Genomic DNA, 25,723 nt, shown 5'->3' on the forward strand with positions numbered 1-25,723 from the left:
AGCCCGCGTCCAGCAGGGTGCTCCAACGCTTGCATTTGCGGGCAGAATCGCTATGTGCGCGCCTTCCCAAGCGACAGTTCGGGATTCCACGCGGGAGGCTTGCACTATGCAAACCGCTCGACCGCTCAACATGAGGCTGCATCGAAAGAGACAGCCGACAGTGTGAAAGGAGGCCAGTGATGGCCAAGAAGATCGAAGGCTATATCAAGCTGCAGGTGCCCGCGGGCACTGCAAACCCCTCGCCCCCCATCGGCCCGGCTCTGGGTCAGCGCGGCGTGAACATCATGGAATTCTGCAAGGCGTTCAACGCTGCCACGCAGGACCTCGAAAAGAACGCTCCGATCCCGACCACCATCACGGTGTACGCGGACCGTTCGTTCAGCTTCACCACCAAGACCCCGCCTGCTTCGTTCTACCTGAAGAAGGCCGCCAAGCTTAAGTCGGGCTCGAAGGAGCCGGGCAAGGTTTCGGCCGGCACCATCAAGAAGAGCGCCGTCAAGGAAATCGCGGAAGCCAAGATGGCTGACCTCAACGCGAACGATATCGACCAGGCAATGAAGATCATCGAAGGCTCCGCGCGCTCGATGGGCCTCGAAGTGGTGGAGGGCTAAGAACATGGCCAAGCAGACCAAGAAGCAGCAGGTTGTCGCCAAGCTCGACAGCGAGAAGCTCTACACCGTGGACGAAGCTCTCGCCACGCTGCGCGAGCACAAGGGCAAGTTCGACGAGACCGTCGAAGTCGCCATGAACCTCGGCGTCGATCCGCGCCACGCGGACCAGATGGTCCGCGGCATGGTTTCGCTTCCGGGCGGCACCGGCAAGGACGTCCGTGTTGCCGTCTTCGCTCGCGGCGACAACGCTGAAAAAGCCACTGCAGCTGGTGCCGACAAGGTCGGTGCCGAAGATCTCATGGAAGACATGCAGAACGGCAACCTCAACTACGACCGCGTGATCGCGACCCCGGACATGATGGGTGTCGTCGGCCGTCTCGGTAAGGTTCTCGGCCCCAAGGGCTTGATGCCGAACCCGAAGCTCGGCACCGTCACGCCGAACGTGGAACAGGCCGTGAAGGACGCCAAGGGCGGTCAGGTCGAATTCCGCGTTGAGAAGCAGGGCATCATCCACAGCGGCATCGGCAAGCTGTCCTTCAAGGATGCTGACCTCAAGGCGAACTTCGACGCGCTCACCAGCGCGATCGTCAAGGCGAAGCCTTCGGGCGCCAAGGGCAAGTACGTCCGCAAGGTCACGCTGACCTCGACGATGGGCCCGGGCCTCAAGGTCGATCTCGGCGAAGTCGAAGGCGCGTAAGCTTTTTTCGGCCTACCGCTTCGCTACTTGAGCGCACTTCTCGCTTAAGCAGCCGGTAGGCGGTAACGCAGACAAGAAACGGGCCGGGGGGAAACCTCCGGCCCTTTCTCATTGTGCAGCAGGCGTGGCCTTCAACTGCCGCGAGTAGAACCAGCCGATCCCGATCAGGCTGGCGCCCAGTGCCACGAAACTGGCGATGCGGATCAGTCCTTCCAGGCCGGCCGTATCGAAGGCGAATACCTTGATCACGGTCGCGGTCATCAGCACCAGCGAACCGACCCGCCATGTCCTCTCTTCGCGCCGGCTGCCGATCAGCAGGAAGACGATCGCCATCACGATCCCCACGAGCGAGCGCAGCAGGTCCTCTGCCTGCGTCATCGGTTCGGGTGGCAGGATCGAGCCGGCAAAGACCTGACGCAGCAGGGTAATCGCCGTCAGCAGCGCGACCAGCATGATCGCCCCGTCGAATGCCACGCGGAAGCGAGGCATCCAGATGCGGAGCGAGACCAGCACGCCGATCCCGACGGCTCCCGACAGCAGGGCCAGATTGGCCAGCGGCGCAGGACCGACGGCCTGTGCATCATACAGCGGGTTGTGCAGCAACAGCCCGAACCAGGCGAAGTGGGCGAGTGCTAGGCTGGCTAGCATCGAAGCTGTCCGGATGTTCGCTCCGATCCCGACAACGCCTCTCGCCGCGAACCAAGCCGCGCCGAGCAACAGTGCCTGCCAAGCAGTCCGCTCGGCGAGGCCGACATCGCGGAAGTCGGTCATGCTGTCGATCGCGAAGACCTGCTTGAAGAATACGTGCAGCGTCACGACCGCGACAGGAACAGCCGCAGGCCAGAGGGCCACGGCGCGGTCGCCCGCGAGGCGTACCACGAGGGGGATCGCGCCCATTGCGATTGCGAGGGGCAGGAGGAAGCCGGCAGTTTCGCGGACGCTCGGCAAGTCGGCGAGCATCATCGGTTTGCCGGCAAGGGCTTCCAGCCCGTTCTCCAGCCAGAAGAACAGCGGATCGAGCGCCCAGAGCGCGATGCAGATCGACAGCGCAACCATCGCCATTTCGCGCGCCGGCAGGCGCCAGCGCATGGCGAGGATCGCGGCCAGCGCCAGCCAGACGAGGGCTATCGGCGGGATAAGCTGGGCGAAGGTCGCAAAGCCAAGCAGCGCGGAGATAAACTCGGCCGCGTGGCGACGCTTTTCGGCCGGGTCGACGATCGCCAGAGCGGCGAAGACCGCTGCCGCAGAGAACCAGCGTAGTGCCGCGCTGAAATCCGGGACGCCGCTACCAATGAAAAGGCGTTCGACTTCGCGGAAGCCCCCATCGCTCGGCACGAGGCTGATGGCCGTCGCAACAGCAAAGAGGATCGCGAGCGCGCCATAGACATGGCTCGCGTCGAGGCGAGTTCGCATGGTTGCGATAAGGCCGAGCGTGATTGCCGCAGCGGCAAGCGGCGTCATCCAGTCGGGGAAGATGCATAGCGCGGCAAGGAAGGTGAGGATTGCCCCCGATGCGAGCGCCGCGACGGTCTCGAACGGGCGCGTCTCGCTCCAAAGCAGCCTTGCGGCGTAAAGCGGGAAAGCGGCGAGCGCGATGAGGCCCAGTGCCTCGGGCCACTGAAGAGTGTCGGTCGCGAGACTGTCGAACTGGGTCAGCACGACCACGCCGACTGCCAGTGGAATGCCCGCCGCCATGGCCGGTTCGACGAGGCTGTCGCGGTCGTGATGCAGGTGGAAGAGCGGGACGCCTGCAAACAGCAGCACGATGGCAGCTGCGACAAGCGAGAACTCGAAGGTGCCGAACTCAGGCCACAGCACGAGCAGGATCACCGCGATGATCCCCGCCATGACATTGCCGACCCGCATCTCGGGCCGCTCCCACGCAAAGAAGGCAAGTGCGGCACCGAGCAGGAGATAGAGCCCCCATGCCAGCAGCCCGAAGCCCGCCGATTCCACGAGAATTGCGAGCTGGATACTCGCCACTCCCGCCGAGATCAGCCGCGCCGGGTTCTCGTGAACCTTTGACACCAGCATGGTCGGCAGGATCGCGCCAAGTACGATTCCATAGACGCCGACGGCCGCGACATCCGCAGAGTTCATCCCGCCATCCATCAGGAGGAGGAAGCCCCAGCCAAGGCCTGCGACGAGGGCGGCAAGGCCCAGCCAAGGGCGGCCCTGCCGGTTGCCGGTGTAGGTCAGCCCGCTCGTGACAAGCGCAAGATAGAGCGAGAGCAGCGGGAGGTTTGCCTCGTCCCCACCGACCAGCAGCGGGGCCATGAAGCCTCCGATCAGGCCGAGAATTGCGCTGGGCAAGCCGAAGCGGAAGGACACGAAGATCGCCAGTGCGGTGACCGTGGCAAGGCCGAGAAAGGCAAAGGTCTGCCCGATCAGCCCGTATTGCGTTCCGGCGAGGTAGAAACCTGCGTAGAGCGTGGAGAGACCGGCACCCGACAATGCCTGTCGCACACGGTCGTCGCCCACGCGCTCCCGGAAGCGATAGGCCGCCTCCGCGCCAGCGAGGAGGACGACGCCGAACAGGAAGGCGAGTGCTACCCGAACGGGCGGGGTAAGGAGCCCTTCCTCGATCGAGTAGCGCACGCCCAGTATTCCGGCGACTGCAAGCGTGATCCCGCCGACCCAGATCGGGAGGCGGCGGCCGAAGATCTCTTCGAAATCGAAACCGCGAGGCGCAAAGTCAGCGGGTTCGACGATCTTCTCGTCTTCTTGTTCGAATGCCGCCTCGCGGGTGACAGCTTCAAGCTCTTCCGGCTCGTCCGAGCGGGTCGAAAGCGTAACACTCGAGGCAGGCGGTTCGACTTCGACTGCGAATTCCGGCTCGTCTTCCGCTTCGTCAGCCATGCCCGGCTCTGCGACAGCGACCTGTGTATCGGCAGGCGGTTCTACACCGCGCAGCGCCAGATCCATAAGGCGGGCATCTGTATGCGACTGGCGCAGTTCGAGTTCTTCAAGGCGCAGCTCGGCCTTGTAGAGGCGCTGGAACAGCGCAGCGCAGGCCGCCATGAGGCCGAGGACCAGGATCCAGAGCATTATGCGGAAAGGCTAGCGCGCTTCGCGTCCAGCGCAAGCCGCTCTCAGATTCCGCCGTGGGTAAAATCGAAGCCTGCTTCGGCAAGCCCTTCGCACAACGTCTTCAGGCACTTGTCGAGATCGGCCCGGTTGGTGGAGCGTACGACGAAGTTAGAGCCCACGCGCCCGTCTCGAAAGAAGGGATAGCTGCCGATCTGGCAGTTCTCGTAGGCGTTTTCGACGTCGCGAAGCAGGATGGAGACTTCGCTTTCTGGAATGAATCCGCCGACCGTCTCCGAAATGAGCGGAGCGCCGCCTTCGAGGCTGCCGGTGAGCGCATCGAGCATTCCCGCCGTGATGTGGGGTACGCCTGCCATCAGGTGGACATTGCCGATCCGGATGCCCGGCGCGCCGGACATGCGATTGGGGATCAGTTCCGCACCGTCGGGTACGCGCGCCATGCGCAGGCGCCCTTCGGTAAGGCCACCCTTGTCGGCATAATATTTCTCGAGGATCGCGCGCGCTTCGGGATGGATGATGACCGGCACGCCGAGCGCCTGCGACACGGCATCGACGGTGATGTCGTCATGCGTCGGGCCGATCCCGCCGGTGGTGAAGAGGTAGTCGTAGCCTTCGCGCAGCGCGTTCACGGCTTCGACGATCCGCTCGATCACATCGGGTACGATGCGCACCTCGGACAGGCGAATGCCCTGGACCTGAAGCCAGCTGGCGACCTGCGCGATGTTCTTGTCGTGGGTGCGGCCCGAGAGGATCTCGTCGCCGATGACGACGAGGCCCGCAGTATAGATGCGATCAGTCATGCCGGAACTCGTAATGCGGCTGGCGGCGGAAAGCTACTCTGCTGCTTCGAGTTCTTCTTCCGCACCGCGTGCATTGGCGCCCTTGCGGTGCAGCGACAGGATTCCGTCATCGACCGGGTCGGTGCTCATCCGCTTGCGATCGAGCACATATTCCTGATTGAGCCGCCACGGATAATTGACCGCGTTCTTGGGCATGATGTGCTTGGAACGCTGGATGTAGCCGGAAGAGAAGTCGAAAATATCGTCCTCCTCCAGCGTGTGGTTCTCGGGCAGGACGGGTACGGCGACATCGGCGCCCTTTGCCTTCATCTCGTTCAGCACACGGCAGACGTAGTCCGAATTGATGTCGGCGCGCAGCGTCCAGCTGGCGTTGAGATAACCGAACACCACCGCAAGGTTGGGCAGGTTCGAGAACATGCAGCCCTTGTAATAGAAGCGGTCCGCCAGATCGACCGGCTGGCCTTCCTGCGACAGCTGGATCTTGCCTGCCACGGCAAGCTTGAGCCCGGTCGCGGTGACGACGATGTCGGCAGGCAGGAACGTGTCGTCGGTGAGACGCACGCCGCCCTTTTCGAACGCCTTGATATGGCCGGTCACGACCTCGGCCTTGCCGTGCTTGATCGCCTCGAAGAGGTCGTCGTCCGGCACGAGGCACAGACGCTGGTCCCAAGGGTCATAGGGCGGGGTGAAGGGAGTGAGGTCGAAGTCCTCTCCCATGATCTTGCTGATCTTCTTGTGCAGGAACTGCTTCACCTTCTCGGGGCGGGTGCGTGCCCGCTTGAAGCTGATGTCCTGCAGCTTGATGTTCTTGAACCGGGTGATGCGATAGGCGAGCTTCTCGGGCAGGATCTTGCGCAGGAAGTTGGCCAGTCCGTCCTTCGCCGGACGCGAGAACATCCATGTCGGCGTGCGCTGGAGCATCGTGACCTTGGCCGCCTTGTCCGCCATCGAGGGGACGATCGTGACGGCCGTTGCGCCCGAGCCGATCACGACGACATTCTTGCCGGTGTAATCGAGGTCCTTCGGCCAGAATTGCGGGTGGATCACCTGCCCGCTGAATTCGCCGAAATCGAAGCCCGGATCATAGGGCTCGTCGTAATCGTAATAGCCCGAGCCGAGATAGAGCCAGTTGGCGGTGAGCATCTTGCGCTCGCCATCGTCGGTTTCGAGCGTAACGTGCCAGCGCGCGTCTGCCCCGCGCCAGTCGGCCGAAATGACCTTGTGGCCGAAGCGGATGTGGCGGCGGATATCGCGCTCATCGACGATTCGGTCGAGATATTCGAGGATGGCAGGGCCGTCGGCGATCGATTTCTCGTGCTTCCACGGTTCGAAATCGAAGCCCAGCGTGTGCATGTCGCTGTCCGAACGGATGCCGGGATATCGGAACAGATCCCATGTGCCGCCAAGGTTTTCGCGCCGTTCGACGATCGCGAAACTGTGATCGGGCGCCTTCTCCCGCATGTGCGCTGCCATGCCGATGCCGGAAATGCCGGCACCCACGATCAGCACATCGAAATCGGTGGCGCGGTTGCTCGTTGGTCTCTCTCCCATGAGAACCAGACTACCCCAAGCGGACCGCGAGGGGAAGTGTAAGTTGCGCGGTGCAACCTATCCTGCGGTTCAGGGTGCTTTCGCGGCGAGCGAGCGGCGCCTTTCCGCTGGGGTCTGTTCGAGGAAGCGGGGCGTGTTTGCCTCTTGCGCGAGCATGACGTCCGGGATGCCGGCCGGCCGCGAGATTCGCACGAACAACAAGGCGAGCAAGAGCGGGCCGAAATAGAAGGGCAGGGTCCGCAGCAGGGTCAGCAAGGTGCCGTCGCGGAATCCCAGCACTGTCATGGCGATGGCAAGCGCATAGGCCAGCCTTGCGAGCGGGCCACCCCGACGCATCAGCAGCAGCCGGTAGATCCCTCCGAAGATCAGCGCGAAGATCGAAGCCTGGATCACGATGCCCGGATAGCCGAGACTCATCCAGCCGATTCCCGGCATGGAGGCGGTCATGCCGATGGGGCGCCCATAGTCCCATAGCGAGAAGTGCTGGACGGGCGACCCGACAGGCTTGTCTTCCCAGATTGCGCGCGGGACAGGCTCGGTGAAAATCTGCAGCACATGGGCGAAATAATCGTAAGTGCCGGTGCGCTGGGGCACTGCATAGACGAGGTATTCGAAGTACTCGAGGCTGGCGAAATCCATGTGCTCGAGCGGATCGAGCGTCTGTTCGTCGATGTATCCGTCTCCGAGATCCTCGGCCACTATCGCGCGAACCGCGCCTCCGCGATCGATCACGATCTGGTTGAAGGCAACGGCGGCGACCAGCGCCAGCGCAACCGCCCGCCAGTCGAACCACTTGCGCCCCTTTTCCAGCAGCCAGCAGATGGCGACCGCAGCGGTCGCGTAGATGATCGCGTGGCGTGTTCCCGTTCCTGCCTGCAGGAATGCAAAGCCGGCGAAATAGGCCCAGCCCCACCAGCGATAGCGCGACAGCCAGACCGTCATCACAGCCATTGGCGCCATCATCAGCGCTGCATCGGTGAACCAGCCATTGCCCTGTATATTGACCATGTTCCCGGTTGCCGCATCGCGGACCATGGTTTCGAAATTGTTCACGCGCAGGACCCAGTTGCCGATCTGCGAATAGGCGGCGACCGGGGTGAGCAGCGCTATCGCAGCGAGGAACGGCTTGAACACCACCACGCGCATCCTGTCGTAAGCCTCACGCGGTTGTGCTTCGGGTCCTCTCGAGCCGATGCCGAGGGTCAGCGCGACGAACACCAGCATGCCCAGGTTCGCGCCAAGGATCACCGTGATCTTGTCGGACATCGACGGCTGGAAATCGTACAGACGATAGACGAAGTCGAAATCGTACCAGCGCGCGATCAGCGGCCGGAAAACGAAGATGAAGCCGTGGAAGACAAGATAGAAGCTGGCCGGGTGCGCCAGCGCTGCTGCCGTGTGCCGCATGTATGCGGTCACTGTCGCCAGAAAGACGATGACCGAGGCGAGGAGCAGGAAGTCGTACACTGGCGAAGCTTCTAGCGCCGCGGAAGGCGAGAAAACAGGCCCGTCATGGCTTGGCCCTGAGAAGGCCGATCAGATTGCGCACATCCTCCGCCCGTTCGCGGGAAACCACCTGCGCGCAGTAATCGGCAAAGCTCCACTCCAGCGTCTTGAGCGCCCTCGCGAGAGCCGGGATGAACTGGCTGGCCTCTGCGATGACGAGCGGCAGGACGAGGATATGAAGGGGCACACCCACGGCCAGAAGCGCGACACCCAACAGTAGTGCGGCAATGGAGCCGGTGAGGTAAATGCCGATCAGGCGTGCATGGCGATTGTCGGCTGCAAGCACGGCGACAGGAGCTGCCGACAAGGCGCGCAAGGTGGCGGCCACGATCAGGATCACGGCGACAGCGGGGTTAAATGCGGTCTGGCCCAGCGTGTAGAGGTCCTGCAGCCATGCGCCCGCAACCAGCAGGGCGCTGCCGAACATTACGGAGACGACAAGCGATACGAGGGTCATGGTCGCGAGCAAGCGGCGCTGAAGGTCTCGCCGGTCGCCTTCCAGATAGCCGCTCTCGTAATACTGCATCGCGTAGGACATGTTGGTGAACAAATCGAGCAGGCGGGTCAGCGTCCGGGTTGCGACGAAGCCTGCGAGGACGACAGCCCCGAAGCCCGCTCCGACCACGAGGACATAGCCCTGCAAATTGATGCCGAAGACCAGCGGCATCAGCATGAAAGCAAGCGAGGGCTTCCATATCTCGGCCAGGCTTTCGCGCGCCGGTTTGCGCGGACCGTCGAACAATTCGGGGCTGGCTTTCCGGGCAGAGAGATAAATGACTGCGGCGGCAAGGCAGCGGGTGAGGGCGAGCCACATTGCAAGCGTGGCGAGGCTGTCGGAAAAAGTGACAGCGGCGGCAATCACCACGATCTCGACGAGGCTCGCCGCATTGTAGAGGAAGATGTGATCGGGATAGCGTCCGGCCACGCGGAACGGGATGTCGAACACCGCCATCTGGCTGGTCGCGAAGATATAGAGACCGAGCCATGCAGCGGCCGAAGCGACATCCATGATCGCAACCGTATCGCCGGGATCGATGAAGGACGGTGCAGCGAACATCGCCGTTCCTGCGAAGAGTAGCGCCAGCATGGCAGTCGCCACCGCTCCGATCGACCAGGAGGTGCGGAAATCGCTGCGCGAGCGCTCGATGTCACCGCCGCGGGCGGCGGCCAGTGCAGCAGCGCCTCCGGCACCTGCGAAACCCGTTCCGACAAGCGCGATGTAGGCGGGGACCGAAAAAACGATCAGCCATGTCCCGACACGCTCCGCGCTCCAGCTGGCAAAGAAGATCGGGAGCGTCGCGAACTGGACGAGAATGCGGGTGGCGATCGAAGCGAGATTTGCGGCAACCCCGCGCAGGATGCGGCGGCGATCGCTCATTCTTCGTATCCGCGGCCCAGCAGTTTCCGGCCAACGGCCTTGGCAGCTTCGACGGCCGATTGCGCGGCCCCGTATGCGAGCGTGCGATTGCGCTCGCGGCGCGGATGCGCGGCCCATTGCTTGTAGCGCGCCGATATCGACCCTTCGAGCAGGCTGACCCATTGCTCGACCAGCCTGTCGGGCGCGAAGGCTTCGGCCTTCTGGTGTCCGGCGCTTGCGATCGACTGGTATAGAAACGCGTCGCTGCGCAGTCGCTCGACCTGCATCAGCAATTCCTGCCGATTGGTGGCAAGCAAGTGGTCGATCCCCGCAGTGCCGACCTGCGCGAAAGCGGAATCGGCCCCGCCAATGAAGGGCACGCCCGCAAACCAGGCGTTGATCATCTTGTTGGCGGGTTTGCGCGAATGGCGCGAATTGCCGAAGCTGCGCAAGCCGATCGCGATGTCGATATCGGAAAAGTCGTGCCAGAGCTCGGGCGGGCGGGCGACGAACTCGAGACCGCGCTGCGCCATGAGCTCCCGCCACTCGTCCTCACTGGCCGCGAGATTTCCTTCGACATTGCCGAGAAAGCCGATCCGTTTCACGCCCTCACGGGTCGGGTCGCGAGGAATGATGCCTGCCTGCGGCCAGAGATATTGCAGTGCTGCATCGTCGCACAGGAGGTCGGCATTCTGCTGGATATGGAACTGCGCCCAAAGCACGCGCGGGTAGTCGGCCTGGATCGAAACCTGGAATAGTCCCTTGCCCGGTCCCGACCTGCTGAGTGTCTTCGCCTTGGCGATATTTATCCGACCCTCGGCGGGTTCCGTGGCAATTTCTATTCCGCCGAATCCGGCATCGCGGAGCCGGCACCATGTTTGCACTGTCCAGCACAGGTCGCCATTTTCCGCGAAGGAGCTCATGATGTCGGGCCGCTGCAGCAGCAGGGCCTCGAAATCTTCCGACGCGATCGCCTCGCGCGCGCCGAACCTGTCGTTGTGCACGAAGCGGACCGGGACCTTGGATCCCAGCTCCTTCGTGCCCTGCGAAACTGTAAAGCCGCTCATGGCGTGTCAGAGCGGACGATTATTCGTCATCGCCCTTTTCGGACATGAACTTCACGATGTGGTCGAGCACCCCGGGATGAAGGGTTTTCTCGAAGGAGGCTCCCACGATGTGCCCTTCACGCCAGCGAACCGTGGCGGGGATGGGCCCGATCTTGCCGATCCGGACGAGGATATCCTTGTCGACTTCGAGGATCGAGAAACGGTCATGGAAGCGGCAACCGCTTTCCGAAATGTCCTTGATCCAGACATCGCGCGAGTAATTGTTCCGCTGGCGCCAGGCGCCTGCGACCTTCACTTCATGCCGTTCGCTACGACGATTTTCCATGGACCCCCACCTTCGTGCTGCAGTCGCCTTTTTCCATGAGGAACCACAGTGCGCAAGGCCTCTCGCATTCTTGTTTGGCTTGGGTTAGGGCCGAGCCGGGAGATTGCAGCGAAAATGACAAAAGACGCAAACGAGCGCCCGCATCGGGTAACTTCCATCGATGTCGCCGAACGTGCCGGTGTCAGCCAGTCGACGGTCAGTCGTGCGCTGTCCGGATCCGAAACGATCACCGAGGCAACCCGCCGCCGCGTCGAACAGGCTGCGGCCGAACTGGGCTATCACGTCAACATGCGTGCAGCGGGCTTGCGCAAGGGCGAAACCGGCACCATCGCCATCGTCGTGATCGGGCGCGAGGGGCAGGGCCCGGCTGCGATCAATCCTTTCTACTACAGCCTTCTCGGCAGCACCTGCGCGGCCGCTGCAGAGCGCGGCTATGAAGCGCTCGTGTCCTTCCAGGCGAAGGAAGACGAACTTTTCGGCCATTATGTCGGACGCCGCCAGGCGGACGGGGTCGTCGTCATCGGCACGGCGACGAATGGCCCTGCCTGGGACTATTTCCGCGAGGTGGCCCGATCGAGCAAGGCAATCGCCTTCTGGGGCTCGCCGTTCGACGATGCGGTCTGGGTGCGTTCGGACAATCGCGATGGCGGGCGTATCGCGGTCGAGCGCCTGATCGCCAGCGGCGCGAAGAATATCGTATTCGTCGGCGATACCAACTCCTCGCAGAAGCAGTTTCGCGAGCGGTTCGAGGGGTATCAGGAAGCTATCGCAGCAGCCGGTCTCGAAGCGCGCGATCCGATCGTGTCGGAAGGCGAGGACCGCGTTTCGCAAGGCCGCAATGCCGCGGCGCAGCTGGTCGAGACGGGTGCCAACTTCGACGGCCTGTTCTTCGCCTGCGACGCGATGGCGCTCGGCGCACTGGAAGAATTTGCGACGCGCGGCGTCGATGTACCGGGCAAGGTCGGTGTGGTCGGTTTCGACGGGCTGGGATCGGGCGAGTTCAGCAATCCGCCGCTCACCACGGTGGAGCCGGACTTTGCCGAAGCCGGTCGCCTGCTGGTGGAGACCGCGCTTGCCGCCGGCGAGGAGCAGGCAGAGCGGCGCGTTCCGGTGCGGCTCGTAGAGCGTTCGAGCGCTCGCTGAAGTCTTTCGTCGATTGGCGGTTTGCCAATCGCCTCCTGCCGCGTCTAAGCCTCCCCCACATCTCATTGGGGAGAGACTTTCATGAAGACCAGCATCGCTTCCGCCCTCGCGCTCGTATTGTGCGCGGGCTCGGCCCACGCACAAAGCCAGGAGCCCGAACCGAGCCCTAACCCGGTCGAGGAGCAGGAGGTCGATGCTTCGCAGGACGAACTCCCGCCCGAAGGCAGCGGCGAAGAGGTCGATGCAGCAGCAGCGACCGTTCCCATTCCCGGATCGGAGAAGAAGGACGAGGGCTGGGACGTAACCGCCCCGCGCGGATCGGTCCTGCGCGAAGTCGCGATCGACACCGACGAAGGCACGTGGATGGACGTGGACGTCTCGCCCGACGGCCGAACACTCGCTTTCTCGATGCTGGGCGACATTTACACCATGCCCATCACGGGCGGGACGCCGAGGCGGATCGCCGAAGGCCTCGCCTGGGAAATTCAGCCGCGCTTCTCGCCCGACGGCAGCCGTATCGCTTTCATCTCCGACCGTGGGGGCGGCGACAATATCTGGCTGATGAATGCAGACGGATCGAACAAGCAGCAGGTGACGAAAGAAACCTTCCGCCTGCTCAACCAGCCCAGCTGGTCGCCCGACGGGCGCTACATCGTCGCCAAGAAGCATTTCACCACGCAGCGCAGCGCCGGTACCGGCGAGATCTGGCTCTACCACGTGTCGGGTGGCGGCGGCGTCCAGCTGGTCAAGCGCGCCAGCGAAGCCGTGCAGAAAGAACTCGGCGAGCCGATCTACGCGCCTGACGGCAATGCGATCTACTACACGCGCAACGTCAGCTCCGGCCCGATCTTCGAATATGCGCAGGATTCCAATGCCGGCATCTTCCGCATCGAGCGCTACGATATCGACACCGGCGAAGTGACGACGGCAGTCGGCGGCTATGGCGGCGCGGTGCGCCCGACACCTTCGCCCGACGGCAAGAGCATCGCCTTCGTTCGCCGCGACAAGGACCAGTCCCAGCTTTGGGTCAAGGACCTGTCCACCGGGCAGGAGCGCATGATCTACGGCGCGCTCGACCTCGACCTGCAGGAGACCTGGGCGGTCTATGGTGTCTATCCGATGATGGACTGGATGCCCGACAGCCAGAGCATGGTCGTCTGGGCGGGCGGCAAGCTGCGCCGCGTTGCCGCCGATGGCTCGGGTACGCAGGACATTCCCTTCCGCATCACCGACACCCGCATGGTCGCGGAAGCTCCGCATCCGGTGATCGATGTCGCGCCCGACAGCTTCACGGCCAAGATCCCGCGTTTTGCCAGCGTGTCTCCCGACGGGCGTACCGTGGTCTTCGAAAGCCTCGGCAAGCTCTACACCAAGCCGGTCGGCAGCAGTGCCGAGCCGCGCCGCCTGACTTCGGGCGGGGATGACAGCCTCGAGCTCTGGCCGACATGGTCGCGCGACGGCAACCGCATTGCCTTCGTGCGCTGGACCGACAGCGGGCTGGGCAACATCGTGACGGTCGATCCGCGCGGTCGCGGCGAACGCGTCGTGACCCGCCAGCGCGGCCACTACGCGGTTCCGCAGTTCTCGCCCGATGGCGATACGATCGTTTTCGAAAAGCGCGGCGGCGGCTATCTGACTTCGCCCGATTTCTCTGAGAACGAGGGTGTCTATGCGGTTTCCGCCAGCGGCGGCACTCCGCGCCTCGTGGCACGCGACACGGCCACGCCGCAGTTCGCTGCGGATGACGACCGGGTCTTCATGCTGGCGCGGGCAGGAGGCAATCTCCAGCTGATCTCGGCCGATCTCGATGGCGAGAAGCGCCGCGTCCATGCGCAGGGCGATCTTGCCAACGATTTCCGCGTGTCACCGCGCGGCGATTACGTGGCCTTCCGCCAGAATTACGAAGTGTTCGCCATGCCGCTGCTTCCCGGCGGCCAGACGGTGACGGTTGGCGAAACGGCGAGCTCGCTGCCGGTGACCAAGGTCAGCAAGGGCGGGGCGGACTATATCGGCTGGGCGGATAATGGTTCGACACTCCACTGGTCTATGGGCCCTGTGCTCTATCGCGCCAGTACCGGCGCCCTGACGCCGAATGCTCCGGGTGACGAAGCTCCGAAGTTCACGCCGCCCGACACGGGAACCTCGATGGCGCGCACGGTCGCAGCCGACAAGGCGACCGGCACGGTGGCGATCACCGGCGCGCGTATCCATACGATGGCGGGCGAGGGTGCCGGCACCATCGAGAACGGTACGATTATCATCCAAGGCGACCGCATCGCCGCGATCGGTCCGGCATCGAGCGTGCAGGTGCCGAGCGGGGCGACGGTAATCGACGCAGGTGGCCGCGTCGTCATGCCCGGCCTCGTCGATGCCCATGCGCATGGGGCACAGGGCACGGGCGACCTCATTCCGCAGCAGAACTGGTCGCAGGTCCAGGCCCTCGCCATGGGGACGACGACGATCCACGATCCCTCGTCCTCCGCCAGCATGATCTTCGCCGCTGCCGAGCGTCAGCAGGCGGGTACCTTGCTCGCTCCGCGCACTTTCTCCACCGGCGAGATCATCTACGGTGCCAAGGCGCCCAGCGTCTATGCGCGGATCGACAGCTACGAAGATGCACTTGCCCACGTGCGCCGGATCAAGGCGCAGGGCGGCATCAGCGTGAAGAACTACAACCAGCCCCGGCGCGAACAGCGCCAGCAGGTCGTGGCGGCTGCGCGCGAGGAGAACATGCTGGTCGTGGCGGAAGGCGGATCGCTCTTCGGCATGGATATGAACCTCATCGCCGACGGCAATTCGACGGTCGAACACAATATCCCGGTCGACGTGATGTACGAGGACGTCCTGCAGATGTTTGCAGGCTCGGACACGAATTACACGCCGACGCTTACGGTGACCTATGGCGGCCTTGCAGGCGATCCCTACTGGCGCCAGGCGACCGACGTGTTCGACAACCCGCTGCTGGTTCACACGCCGCCCAAGATGCTGCTCGCTTCGACGGCGCGCCGCACCAAGGCGCCCGACTGGGCCTTCGTCGATGACAATTCGGCTCGCGAAGCCAAGAAGCTTGCCGATCGCGGCGTGAAGGTCAGCATCGGTGCGCACGGCCAGCAGGCAGGCATCGCGGCGCATTGGGAGCTGTGGAGCTTCGTGCGCGGGGGCATGTCGCCGGTCGAGGCGCTGCGTGCCGGCACCATCGAGCCGGCAAAGTCGCTCGGCATGGACCGCGATATCGGTAGCCTCGAAGTCGGCAAGCTGGCCGACCTCGTCATCCTTACCGCCGATCCGGCCGAGAACATCCGCAACTCCGACGATATCGCCCAGGTGATGCTGGGTGGCCGTCTCTACGACGCCAGGACCATGAACGAGGTCGAGACGGGAGACGAGGAGCGCCTGCCTTACTGGTGGGAGTGATCGCGACCCCGCTGAAAAGCGAAAGGGCGGCCCGGGATGACCGGGCCGCCCTTTTCCTTGGGGTATCTGTAAATGCGCGTTACGAAGCGCGAATGCGGGCGATGAGCTGATCGCATTCCGAGCGCATGTTCCCGGCCTGCTTTTCGAGGTCGCTCGACGATGCGAGGACCTGGCTGGCGGCTGCACCTGCGGCGATGCTGGCATCTTTCATCTGGCCGATGTGTCCGGCAACTTCGTCGGTACCGCGCGCGGCCAGATCGATGCTGCGGGCCAGGTCCTGGCCTGCGACCGACTGCTGGTCGACTGCGCTGGCAATCGAAATGGCAGTCGTTTCGAGCTGCTTGATCTGGTCACCGATCGAACGCAGCGCATTGACGCTGGCACCGGTGGAGTTTTGCATGTTGCGGATCTGGTCAGCGACTTCCTCGGTCGCACGGCTGGTCTGCGCGGCCAGTTCCTTCACTTCGCTGGCCACGACCGCAAAGCCGCGACCCGCTTCGCCGCCGCGTGCGGCCTCGATGCTGGCGTTGAGCGCGAGCAGGTTGGTGCGCTGGGCGATCGACTGGATCAGCTCTACGATCTGGCCGACCTGTTCCGCCGAAGCGGCGAGGGTGGAAATCGTCTCGTCCGCGCCTTCGGCATCGTCTGCGGCCTTGCGGGCGAGTTCGGCCGAATGCGATGCCTGACGGCTGATCTCGCCGATCGACATGGCGAATTCGTCTGAGGCAGCAGCGGCTGCAGTGACGCCTCCCGAGGCCTTTTCCATGGCGCCCGACACGTCGCTTGCCTGCGATGCGGACTGCTCGGCAGCGGACGCCATGCTCGAGGCGGTGGAGTTGAGCTGGCTCGAAGCGCTGGCAACGCTTCCGGCGATTTCGCCGATCGTGCTTTCGAAGCCTTCGGCGAATGCCAGCAGTTCCTGCTTGCGCTTTTCGGAGGCTCCCTTGCGTCCGGCGAAGAGCTCGTCGAGCTTGGTTCCGGACTTTGCGAAGACCAGCAGCGAGCGGGCGAGATCGCCGATTTCATCGACACGCGAAGTGTCTCCGACCTCGATATCGCGTGCCCCCTGCGAAAGGCGCTGCATTTCTCCGGCAACATGCTGGAAGGGTGCAATCACATTATTCAGCAGGAACCGCAGGCTGAAATAGCCGCCAAGCAGCGAGAGTATCGCAACGAAGAGGATCACCGTCCGGGCCGCGCCGGCATATTCGGCGTAAGAGATGCCGACCAGCCCGGCAATCGAGACGGTAATTACGCCGCCAAGAGTGAAGATCGAGGCGATCTTCGCTTTTTCAGGAAGCGACTTCGCCATGAACCAGGCAGAAACACCTTTAAGTTCGGTAGTTTCAACCGTGCTGCCAGTTTCCACTTCCGCGATTTCGCGGCTTAATTCTTCAGCCAGAATATTGCTTTGAGCATTCATTTCAGGCGGCTCCCCAAACCAGTCTTTCTGTCATAGCCGCCTATAGTTAACAGTTTGCTATGCGGCTCTTACTTGCTGCAGGAACTGATCGACCTGGTTGCGCAAGACGGAAGCCTGCGCCTCGAGCGCGTCGGCGCTGCCCAGGACCTGCGATGCGGCAGCTCCGGTGGCGAGGCTGGCTTCGCGCACCTGCACGATGCTCGACGACACTTCATCGGTTGAACGCGCCGCAAGATCGATGCTGCGCGCAAGGTCCTGACCTGCGACAGACTGCTGGTCGACTGCGCTGGCGATCGAGATGGCAGTCGTTTCGAGCTGCTTGATCTGGTCACCGATCGAACGCAGCGCGTTGACGCTGGCGCCGGTGGAGTTCTGCATGTTGCGGATCTGGTCTGCGACTTCCTCGGTCGCACGGCTGGTCTGCGCAGCCAGCTCCTTCACTTCGCTGGCCACGACCGCAAAGCCGCGACCCGCTTCGCCGCCGCGTGCGGCCTCGATGCTGGCGTTGAGCGCAAGCAGGTTGGTGCGCTGGGCAATCGACTGGATCAGTTCGACGATCTGGCCGACCTGTTCCGCCGAAGCGGCGAGGGTGGAGATCGTCTCGTCTGCGCCTTCTGCATCGTCTGCAGCCTTGCGGGCGAGTTCTGCCGAGTGCGAGGCCTGACGGCTGATCTCGCCGATCGACATGGCGAATTCGTCCGATGCGGCCGCGGCTGCGGTGACGCCGCCTGAGGCCGTTTCCATCGACTGGCTGACAGCGCCGCTCTGCTGGGTCGCCTGTTCTGCAGTCGCAGCCATGCTCGATGCAGTGGTGTTAAGCTGCGATGATGCAGCAGCAACGCCATTCACCACTTCGCCGACAGTCGCTTCGAATGTTACGGCAAGGCGCTGCAACTCGGCCTTGCGCTCACCGCGCATGGCGTTCTGTTCGCTGGCCATCTCTTCGATCCGGAAAGCAGCTTCGCGGAAAACATCCAGCGAACGGGCCAGATCGCCCAGTTCGTCCTTGCGCTGGAGAGCAGGGATGTGGACGTGCTTGTCGCCCTCGGCAAGCTGCTGCGAAACGTCAGTCAGGCGGCCGACCGTCCGCGTGACGTCGCGTGCGATGATCTTGGTGGTCACGAGGATCAGGCCGATTCCTAGACCTGCCGCTGTGAAAAAGGCGACGAAAAGCCACCCGATGACGGTGCGCGAATAGGCGTCGTGTTCGACAGCGTAGTCGATCAGGTCGGAGCGCAATTCCGTGCTCGCGTCGTTGAAGGCATTGCCGTCAGCCACGGCTGCCAGCGAAATATCGCGCAGCTGTTCGCCGTCGGTCGCATTGCGCGAACGGTCGATGTCGCTCTCGAACGTTGTGAGCTGACCGCGGAGCGCTTCGATCGTTTCGAGATGCTCCGGCAGGTGAGTGCTCGCGATCGGTGCAAGATCATTGAGGTTGCGGCGGGCATTTTTCGCTGCCGTTCGGCCGCTCTCGAGCGCCTCGCGGTTTCCGCTCAGCGCATAGTGCTGAACCTCTACAACCGCGGTGGTCGCATTGACCTTCAGCTCGCTGGCAGACGCGATTGCGTCCGAAATTTCCATGCGATCCGAGCGCAGGTCGAGCGCCAGCCAGCCACCAATGAGGATGGACGCGAGGATCAGGACAACTGCGCCGATATTGGCGAGCGAGAGCGAACGCAGCTTCGAACCAAGCGACATGTCGGCAAAGAAGCCCAGCACGCCCTTGCGATACGCACCTTCGGAGGCATCGAACCGCGCTTCGGCTTCGAAGTCCGCGTCATGGTCTTGCAGGAGTATGGCGTTGGCCATCAGTTCGCTGGCGGCCCCGGTCGGCGCATTCATGCTACTTTGCTTCCCTCATCTGGACGGTCGCCTTCCTTCGCGCCGTCATTGTTCTTTGCGAGTTGTTTCGTGATTTCATCGGCGGGCATGGCCTTGAAATAGAGCCAGCCCTGCATCTGGTCGCAGCCTGCCGAGCGGACCATCGCGGCCTGCTCTTCGGTTTCCACGCCCTCTGCCGTCACATCCATTTTCATCGCCCGCGCGACGGTGATGCTGGACAGCATCATGGCGCGGCTGCCCTCGTCTTCGCTGGCCTGTGCCACGAGGCTGCGGTCGATCTTCAGCTTCTCGAAGCGGAATTGCCGCAGGAAGCCGATCGAGGCGTATCCCGTGCCGAAATCATCGAGTGCGACGCGAACTCCGAAGCCGCGGATGAGCGCGAGGCTGCGCTCGGCAACGACAGGATCGAGCACGAGGCACGTTTCGGTGATTTCCAGCTCGAGCCGTTCGGGCTCGAAGCCCGTTTCCTCGAGGATATGGCCCAGCTGGATCGGGAATTCCGGATTGCGCAGCTGGGCGGCGGAAATGTTCACCGACAGCGTGACGCCTTCCCACTGCTGGGCATCGCAACACGCTTGTCGCAGCACCCACAAACCGATCGGATTGATCAGTCCCGATTCCTCGGCCACCGGGATGAAAGCGCTTGGTCCGATGTCCTTGCCGTCCAGGCGGTCCCAGCGAAGCAGGGCTTCGACCGCCGTGATACGCTGGCTCCGGCTGTCGAGCAGCGGCTGGTAATGCAGGTGGAACTGCCCCAGCGCGAGCGCGGCGCGAAGCTCGTCTTCCAGTTCCTTGAGCTGTTCGCGGCTGCGATCGAAGGCTTCGTTGAACCAGGTGCAACGCATCTTGCCGCCGCGCTTCGACGCATACATCGCCACGTCGGACCGGCGAAGAAGCTCGGAGGAATCGATTTCCTGTCCGGGGATGCTACGCGCAAGCCCGATGCTTGCGCCAAGTGTAAGGCGACGGTCTTCGACCTTGATGGTTTTCGACATGCGTTCGATGACCCGGCGTGATTGCCCTTCGAGCAGGGTGCCGGCGAGCTGGCCCGACATGAGCACGGCAAACTCGTCGCCGTTCAGCCGGTAGACCCGTGCTTCCTCCCCGCAGATATCGGCGATGATCGCACCGATCTGCTTGATCGCCGCATCGCCGAGGATGTGGCCATAGTGATCGTTGACGACCTTGAAGCCGTCTACATCGACCAGAGCCAGGGCGGTCTCGTGGTCCTTGGCAAATTCGTTTTGCAGATCACGGTGCAGTGCACGGCGATTGGGCAGGCCGGTCAGCGTGTCGTTGTTCGAAAGCCTGTCCAGCGCACGAAGATGGCGAATTCCCATAAGCGAGAATGCGATGATGCTCGCGAAGAAAGCGACCAGACCACCACCGAGAACTGCATTGAGAGAAACCGTGCCGGTCCGAGGTCCGACCACGCCCAGGACCGCAGTCGTGAGAACGATGCCGGCCAGCGCGGCGAGGGGCGCAAAAATTGCGAACCGCGTTTTGCGCTGCGTCTTGTCGGACTGAACTCGCACCAAAAACTCCTCGGCAGCCGACAGTCGTGCCGGGCTTCCAATCGCTAACGGGCATTCGCTAAAGAACGGTAAACCGAAATTTTACCTTGAAGGACAAGGCAGGCTGCGGGTCTGCGCCTTGTTCCCCTTGCGTGCCCCGGGTCCTCAGGCGACCTTGGAGGTCGCGCTACTGAGTATGGATGAAACACCGCCAACGGCCTTGGGCGAGTACATCGCCGAACCACAGGCAGCCGGTTCGAATTTGTCGGTCTGGCCAACCACGGTTTCGCCCGCGCCGAGCATGAGGAGGCCATCGGGCGCCGTGGCGCTGGCGAGCCGGTCGAATGCCTGGCGGCGGGTGTCCGGATCGAAATAGAGCAGGACGTTGCGGCACAGCACGAGGTCGAAACGGCCCGGCATCGGCGGGTAGTCGAGGATGTTCTGCTGCTCGAAACGCGTCATTTCGAGGACCTTGTCCGCGACCTTCCAGCCCTGCTTGGTTTCGGTGAAGAAATTCAGCATCTGCGCCACGGAAATGCCGCGCTGGATCTCGAACTGCGAGTAAGTGCCCGTGCGCGCCTGGGCGATCGCCTTGCCCGAAACATCTGTGCCGAGGATGTCGATCTTCCAGTCCTGCCAGCGCCCCGGCTGCTCGGCGAGCGTCATCGCAAGGCTGAGCACTTCCTGTCCGGTCGAACAGCCGGCCGACCAGATCGAAATCCGCTTGCTGTCGGCGCGCTTGCGCTGGAGTTCGGGCAGGACCGTGTTCGCGAGCGTCGCGAAATAGGCATGGTCGCGGAAGAAATAGGTCTCGTTATTGAGCATCGCCTCGACCACGCGGGTCGCAAGCTGGTGCTCACCGGGACGTTCCAGCATGCAGGCGAGCTGGTCGACATTCTGGATGCCGAACTCGCGGAAAAGGCCGGAAAGAGCAGTCGAGATGCGCCAGCGGCGGCTCTCGCTCAGGGTCTGTCCGGTACGCGATTCAAGCAGGTCGGCAATAATCTTGTGAGAGGCGTCTTCTACCGCCATGCATCAGCTCCCACGCTGGAAAGGACTTTGTCCGCAAGCTCTGCGGGAGGAAGAACGGCAGTCGCGAGACCGCGTTCGGTGATGTCGCGCGGCATGCCCCAGACGGCGCAGCTATCCGCGTTCTGTGCGTAGACCGAACCGCCCGCATCGATGATAGCATCGGCGCCGTCGGTTCCGTCGCGGCCCATGCCCGACAGGAGGACGCCTGCGACATGGCCGTCGTAAGCTTCTGCCAGCGTTTCGAACATCGGATCGACCGATGGTGTGCAGCCGCTCTTCACCGGATTGTAGGCAAGGCCGGTGAGATAGCGCCCGGCTGTCTTGCGAACGACCATGTGGCCGTGACCCGGCGCGATGACGATCTGACCACGGCGGATCTCGACGCCTTCATCCGCGAGAACCGCTTCGCGGTCCGATGCCATTTCCATCTGCTTGGCAAATACCGGGATGAAGCTGGCAGGCAGGTGCTGCGTGATGAGTATCGGCAGATCGAAATTCTTCGGGACCTGGCGCAGGAACAGGTTGAGCGCGTGGATACCGCCGGTCGATGCGCCGATGGCGATGACCTGCGGACGCTTACCGGCGCGGCGCTTTGCGGGTTCGGGCGCACTGCGCTTGGGCAGTTCGTGCGGAGCAAGGCCCGCAAGTGCGCGGATCTTCCCGATCAGCTGGTCGCGATAGTCGTCATTGAAACCGCCAGGGCGCGGCTTGAGCATGGTGTCGGCGGCGCCCATGCGAAGCGCCTCGACCGTGTGCTCGGCACCTTCCGCGGTCAGCGAAGAAATCACCAGGACCTTGGTTTCCGGCGATTGCTGCTGGATCTTCGGTAGCGCTTCGAGTCCGCCCATGCCGGGCATTTCGAGGTCGAGCAGCATCACGTCTACGCGATGGTTGCGCAACTCGTTGAGCCCGGCTTCGGCCGTGCTGGCGCTGGCGACAATATCCATGCCACCGGCACGCTGCAGCATGCGCGTGAACACCGTGCGCACGGTCAACGAATCGTCGACCAGCATGACGCGCACGGTACCTGCGGCAGGCTTGCGTTGTGACGCCTCTGATCTGTCTGAGCGGAGCGCGGTCACCACGGCTCTGACCCTCCGGTTCAGGCCATGCCGACGAGCTGAAGCTTGATCTGCAGCGTTTCGTGGTCGAACGGCTTCATGACGTATTCGTCGGCACCGGCGCTGATCGCTTCGCGGATGTGCGCAACGTCGTTTTCGGTGGTGCAGAAGACGACCTTCGGCTTGTCGCCGCCATCGCGCTGGCGCAGCTGGGTGATGAACTCGATGCCGGTCATGACGGGCATATTCCAGTCCAGCAGCACAACGTCGGGCATGTTTTCCATGCACTTGTTGAGGCCTTCCTGGCCGTTTTCGGCTTCGTCGACCGAGAAGCCGAGAGTTTCGAGAATATGACGCGAAACCTTACGGATAACGCGCGAATCATCGACGATAAGACAGGTTTTCATTGGAACGATCCCTTCACTTGCCAGACCGTCATAACGGCAGGCGGTAACTTTTCGCTTAAGCTGCGGCCGCTATCGGCCCCGATACGAGTTGCGGAATATCTACGAGGAGCGCTGGACCGCCGTCGGTCTCGACCATGCCCCTGGCGGCGCGCTGCCAGCCGTCGCCGAAACCGCCCGGAACCGCGACCGGTTCGCTGCGGGCTTCGCCCACGTCATGCGCCTCGTCGACCATAATCGCGTAGAGATGGCCTTCGACTTCCACCACGGCGGCGCGCTGGTCGCGCGACACGCAAGGCTGGTCGATGCCGAGCGCGAGCGAGCTGTCGATCACGGTCAGCGCCTGGCTACGCAATGCGGTCAGGCCGCAGATGAAGTCGGGCGTGCCGGGGATCGGGGTGATGTTTTCCACCTCGATGACCGACTGGACGGCGACTGCGGGGATCGCCGCGCGGCGTCCGGCAATCGTGCACATCAGAAGCAATTCGTTCATGCCGCCCTCCCGGTGCGGATACGCTTGAGCGCTGCGAGCAGGCCGTCGCGGTCGTAGCGGTAGATGGTGTCGTCGCCGGACTCTTCCGGATCAGGGCGCAGACGGATGGTCTCGCGGGCGACGCCCTTGGCGCCGTCGGTATCTTCGGCGAGCGCGATGGCGAGATCTGCTTCGCCTTCGTCCTCATCGCTAGCGATCCGGTATCCTGCTGCCGAGACCAGCGGTTCGAGAATGGTGCGGGCCCATTCGCTGTCCGAAGGGATGCGGCAGGTAAGCGTGTGATCTACTTTCCGCGCTGCCTTGTAGCGCGAGAAGACCGCATGACCGTCGAGCAGCGGGATCGGCTTGCCGCCGATCAGCGTGACGCCTTCGATATTGCGGTCAGCTTCGCTGGGCACGACATCGTCGGTGACATCGGCTGCGTCGAGGACTTCACGAACGGCATAGACCAGTTCGTTCTCGCCATCAGACAGACGCAGCAGGCGGCAGCGCTCTTCGGGCAACTCGCCCGTGTCGTGGCCGGCCAGCGTCAGGATCTCGCCGTCGATGATCGCCTGGGCGCGGTCGCCCTCGATGTCGATGGCGTCGCGCGAGATCGTGTCGATGCGGCGAACCAGTTCGAGGCGAACTGCGCGGTGGCGTCCATCGAGACCTGCGAAGAGCATGACCGGAACGGCCTTCTTCGCTTCGACTTCCTTCTCGCGCTCGACCGGAGCGGCCTTGGCGCGGACGCCGCCAGCCATGCCGCGCATCTGTGCGATGCTGGGCAGGTCGATCAGCATCATCGGACGGCCATCGTCGAGCAGCGTCGTGCCGGCGTAGAGGCGCGTTTCCATGATCGCCGGTGCGATCGGCTTCACCACCACGTCCTCGTGATCGAACACGCGGTCTACGGCGAGGGCGAAGACATCGTCGCTGGCGAGGCGAACGAGGATGAGCGTCTTGCTCTCCCATTCGCAATTGTCGTTGGTCTCGCTGCCGAGCACTTCGCCAAGCGAGAGGCAGGGAACGCGCTTGTCGCGGAAAGTGACGAGGCGGCGGTCGCCGGCCTGCGCGAACTCTACATGGCTCGAGTTGCCGAAGACGATTTCCTCGACGTAGCTGCGCGGTATTGCATAGCGCTGGTCGCCCGAGCCCACTGTCAGGGCCGCGATGATCGACAGGGTCAGCGGCAGCTTGAGGTGGAAGCTGGTGCCTTCGCCCGGCTTGCTGGTCACTTCGATCGAACCGCCGACGCGCTCGATATTGGATCGCACCACGTCCATGCCGACGCCGCGACCGGAAACCGAGCTGACTTCCTCTGCGGTGGAAAGGCCCGGTTCGAAGATCAGGTTCTGCTTCTGACCTTCCGACATCGCGTCGAGTTCGGAGCGCGAGTAGAGGCCGTTGGCGAGCGCCTTTGCAGCAACCTTCTCGACATTGATGCCGCCACCGTCATCGGTGATGACGAGGCTGATCTGGTTGCCCGACTGGCGGGCGGCGAATTTCAGCATGCCGATTTCGCGCTTGCCGTTCTTGAGGCGCTGCGCGGGCGTTTCGACACCGTGATCGATGGCGTTGCGGATGATGTGGGTCAGCGGGTCGCGGACCATTTCGATCATCTCGCGGTCGAGTTCGACCTCGCTGCCCTCGAAGTCGACCATGACCTGCTTGCCCAGTTCGTTGGACAGGTCGCGGACGAGGCGTGGAAGCGAGGAGAAGAGATGCTCGAGGCGCTGCATGCGCATGCGGGTGATCGAGGTGCGAACATCGGCGAGAATGGCCGAGAGGCGCTCGAAAGGGCCGTCGATGGTCGGCTGTTCACCGGCTTCGCGCAGACGGCGGGCAAGGTCGTTGCGCGCCAGCACCATGTCGGAAACGCCCTTCATCACCTCGTCGAGCAGGTCGACGGGAAGGCGGATCGAACGCTGCACGCCCTGACGCGGTGCGGCTTTCTGGGTGTCGCTGCCGTCGTCGGCCTTGGCAGCCTCTGCGGACCGCGTTTCGAGATCGGAGATTTCGATATCGCTCTGGACCTCGACTTCACCATCGGGGTTGAGCGCGGCAATCAGCGCGTCGTCACCACCTTCGCCCAGATCCTCGCCCGCTTCGATCGCGTCGGTCATTTCCGAAATGCGGTCGATGATGGCGAGAACTGCGGTCACCAGGGCGCTGTCGGGTTCGCGCCGACCGGCGCGGCATTCCGCCAGCGCGTCTTCTGCCGCGTGGCTCAGCTTTTCGAGACGGGGGAAGTCGAAAAAGCCGCAATTGCCCTTCACCGTATGGACGAAGCGGAAGATGGTGTCGATTCTCGCCTTGTCGGACGGATCGGCTTCCCATGCGACCAGTTCGCTGCCGGATTGCTCCAGCATTTCACGGGTTTCGGCGACAAAGTCGGCCAGCAGTTCATCCATCGGTCTTGGACCCCCAGTTCTCGTTAGGGTCCGCTATGGGGC

The 25,723-nt window shown here is 63.3% G+C and carries 19 protein-coding genes; 4 read left to right on the forward strand and 15 right to left on the reverse strand.

Features of this window, described 5'->3' with window-relative positions:
* Positions 1-179 precede the first annotated feature (179 nt).
* Together rplK and rplA are read left to right on the forward strand one after the other, a co-directional pair.
* On the forward strand, positions 180-611 hold the full coding sequence (gene rplK / locus K3165_RS08780) for a 50S ribosomal protein L11 (protein ID WP_221548523.1): 432 nt from the start codon (positions 180-182) through the stop codon (positions 609-611).
* A gap of 4 nt (positions 612-615) precedes the next feature.
* A complete protein-coding gene (rplA, locus tag K3165_RS08785) occupies positions 616-1,308 on the forward strand; it encodes a 50S ribosomal protein L1 (protein ID WP_221548524.1) in 693 nt (230 codons plus the stop codon).
* A gap of 108 nt (positions 1,309-1,416) precedes the next feature.
* Here rplA and K3165_RS08790 read toward each other — a convergent pair whose 3' ends face one another.
* The 7 genes from K3165_RS08790 to K3165_RS08820 form a co-directional block, all read right to left on the reverse strand.
* Positions 1,417-4,356 carry a DUF2339 domain-containing protein gene (locus K3165_RS08790; RefSeq protein WP_221548525.1) on the reverse strand — a complete coding sequence of 980 codons (2,940 nt, stop codon included), beginning with the start codon at positions 4,354-4,356 and terminating at the stop codon, positions 1,417-1,419.
* A gap of 44 nt (positions 4,357-4,400) precedes the next feature.
* Positions 4,401-5,156, reverse strand: a complete 756-nt coding sequence (locus K3165_RS08795; RefSeq protein WP_221548526.1) for a competence/damage-inducible protein A — start codon at positions 5,154-5,156, stop codon at positions 4,401-4,403.
* A 33-nt stretch (positions 5,157-5,189) separates the two neighbouring features.
* A complete protein-coding gene (locus K3165_RS08800) occupies positions 5,190-6,707 on the reverse strand; it encodes a flavin-containing monooxygenase (RefSeq protein ID WP_221548527.1) in 1,518 nt (505 codons plus the stop codon).
* A gap of 69 nt (positions 6,708-6,776) precedes the next feature.
* Positions 6,777-8,174, reverse strand: coding sequence for a hypothetical protein (locus tag K3165_RS08805; RefSeq protein WP_221548528.1), 1,398 nt, complete (start codon positions 8,172-8,174; stop codon positions 6,777-6,779).
* Between the two features lie 43 nt (positions 8,175-8,217).
* Positions 8,218-9,591, reverse strand: a complete 1,374-nt coding sequence (locus K3165_RS08810; protein ID WP_221548529.1) for a polysaccharide biosynthesis protein — start codon at positions 9,589-9,591, stop codon at positions 8,218-8,220.
* Positions 9,588-10,637 (reverse strand): glycosyltransferase, encoded by a 1,050-nt coding sequence (locus K3165_RS08815; protein ID WP_221548530.1) that lies wholly within the window; start codon positions 10,635-10,637, stop codon positions 9,588-9,590. The genes K3165_RS08810 and K3165_RS08815 overlap by 4 nt, the downstream gene beginning before the upstream one ends.
* A gap of 19 nt (positions 10,638-10,656) precedes the next feature.
* Positions 10,657-10,962, reverse strand: a complete 306-nt coding sequence (locus tag K3165_RS08820) for a PilZ domain-containing protein (protein ID WP_221548531.1) — start codon at positions 10,960-10,962, stop codon at positions 10,657-10,659.
* A gap of 114 nt (positions 10,963-11,076) precedes the next feature.
* On the opposite strand from K3165_RS08820, the gene K3165_RS08825 reads away from it, so the two are divergent.
* Together K3165_RS08825 and K3165_RS08830 are read left to right on the forward strand one after the other, a co-directional pair.
* Positions 11,077-12,105, forward strand: a complete 1,029-nt coding sequence (locus K3165_RS08825; RefSeq protein ID WP_221548532.1) for a LacI family DNA-binding transcriptional regulator — start codon at positions 11,077-11,079, stop codon at positions 12,103-12,105.
* Positions 12,106-12,186: 81 nt separating this feature from the next.
* Positions 12,187-15,519: an amidohydrolase family protein gene (locus K3165_RS08830; protein WP_221548533.1), complete on the forward strand. Its 3,333-nt coding sequence runs from the start codon at positions 12,187-12,189 to the stop codon at positions 15,517-15,519.
* A gap of 79 nt (positions 15,520-15,598) precedes the next feature.
* On the opposite strand, the gene K3165_RS08835 is transcribed toward K3165_RS08830, so the two are convergent.
* The 8 genes from K3165_RS08835 to K3165_RS08870 form a co-directional block, all read right to left on the reverse strand.
* Positions 15,599-16,831 (reverse strand): methyl-accepting chemotaxis protein, encoded by a 1,233-nt coding sequence (locus tag K3165_RS08835; RefSeq protein ID WP_247714049.1) that lies wholly within the window; start codon positions 16,829-16,831, stop codon positions 15,599-15,601.
* 168 nt (positions 16,832-16,999) lie between these two features.
* Positions 17,000-18,784: a methyl-accepting chemotaxis protein gene (locus tag K3165_RS08840; RefSeq protein WP_247714050.1), complete on the reverse strand. Its 1,785-nt coding sequence runs from the start codon at positions 18,782-18,784 to the stop codon at positions 17,000-17,002.
* Positions 18,781-20,319 carry a putative bifunctional diguanylate cyclase/phosphodiesterase gene (locus K3165_RS08845; RefSeq protein ID WP_345720806.1) on the reverse strand — a complete coding sequence of 513 codons (1,539 nt, stop codon included), beginning with the start codon at positions 20,317-20,319 and terminating at the stop codon, positions 18,781-18,783. The genes K3165_RS08840 and K3165_RS08845 overlap by 4 nt, the downstream gene beginning before the upstream one ends.
* Before the next feature lie 144 nt (positions 20,320-20,463).
* On the reverse strand, positions 20,464-21,330 hold the full coding sequence (locus K3165_RS08850) for a CheR family methyltransferase (RefSeq protein ID WP_221548535.1): 867 nt from the start codon (positions 21,328-21,330) through the stop codon (positions 20,464-20,466).
* Complete coding sequence (gene cheB, locus K3165_RS08855; RefSeq protein ID WP_221548536.1) at positions 21,321-22,343, reverse strand: chemotaxis-specific protein-glutamate methyltransferase CheB; 1,023 nt, start codon at positions 22,341-22,343, stop codon at positions 21,321-21,323. The genes K3165_RS08850 and cheB overlap by 10 nt, the downstream gene beginning before the upstream one ends.
* 89 nt (positions 22,344-22,432) lie before the next feature.
* Positions 22,433-22,798, reverse strand: a complete 366-nt coding sequence (locus K3165_RS08860; protein ID WP_221430408.1) for a response regulator — start codon at positions 22,796-22,798, stop codon at positions 22,433-22,435.
* 55 nt (positions 22,799-22,853) lie between these two features.
* Entirely contained in the window at positions 22,854-23,288 is a 435-nt protein-coding gene (locus K3165_RS08865; RefSeq protein ID WP_221430409.1) for a chemotaxis protein CheW, read from the reverse strand.
* Entirely contained in the window at positions 23,285-25,681 is a 2,397-nt protein-coding gene (locus tag K3165_RS08870; RefSeq protein ID WP_221548537.1) for a chemotaxis protein CheA, read from the reverse strand. The genes K3165_RS08865 and K3165_RS08870 overlap by 4 nt, the downstream gene beginning before the upstream one ends.
* Positions 25,682-25,723: the final 42 nt, after the last annotated feature.

This window comes from Qipengyuania xiamenensis (genome assembly GCF_019711495.1).
GTDB classification, from domain to species: domain Bacteria; phylum Pseudomonadota; class Alphaproteobacteria; order Sphingomonadales; family Sphingomonadaceae; genus Qipengyuania; species Qipengyuania xiamenensis.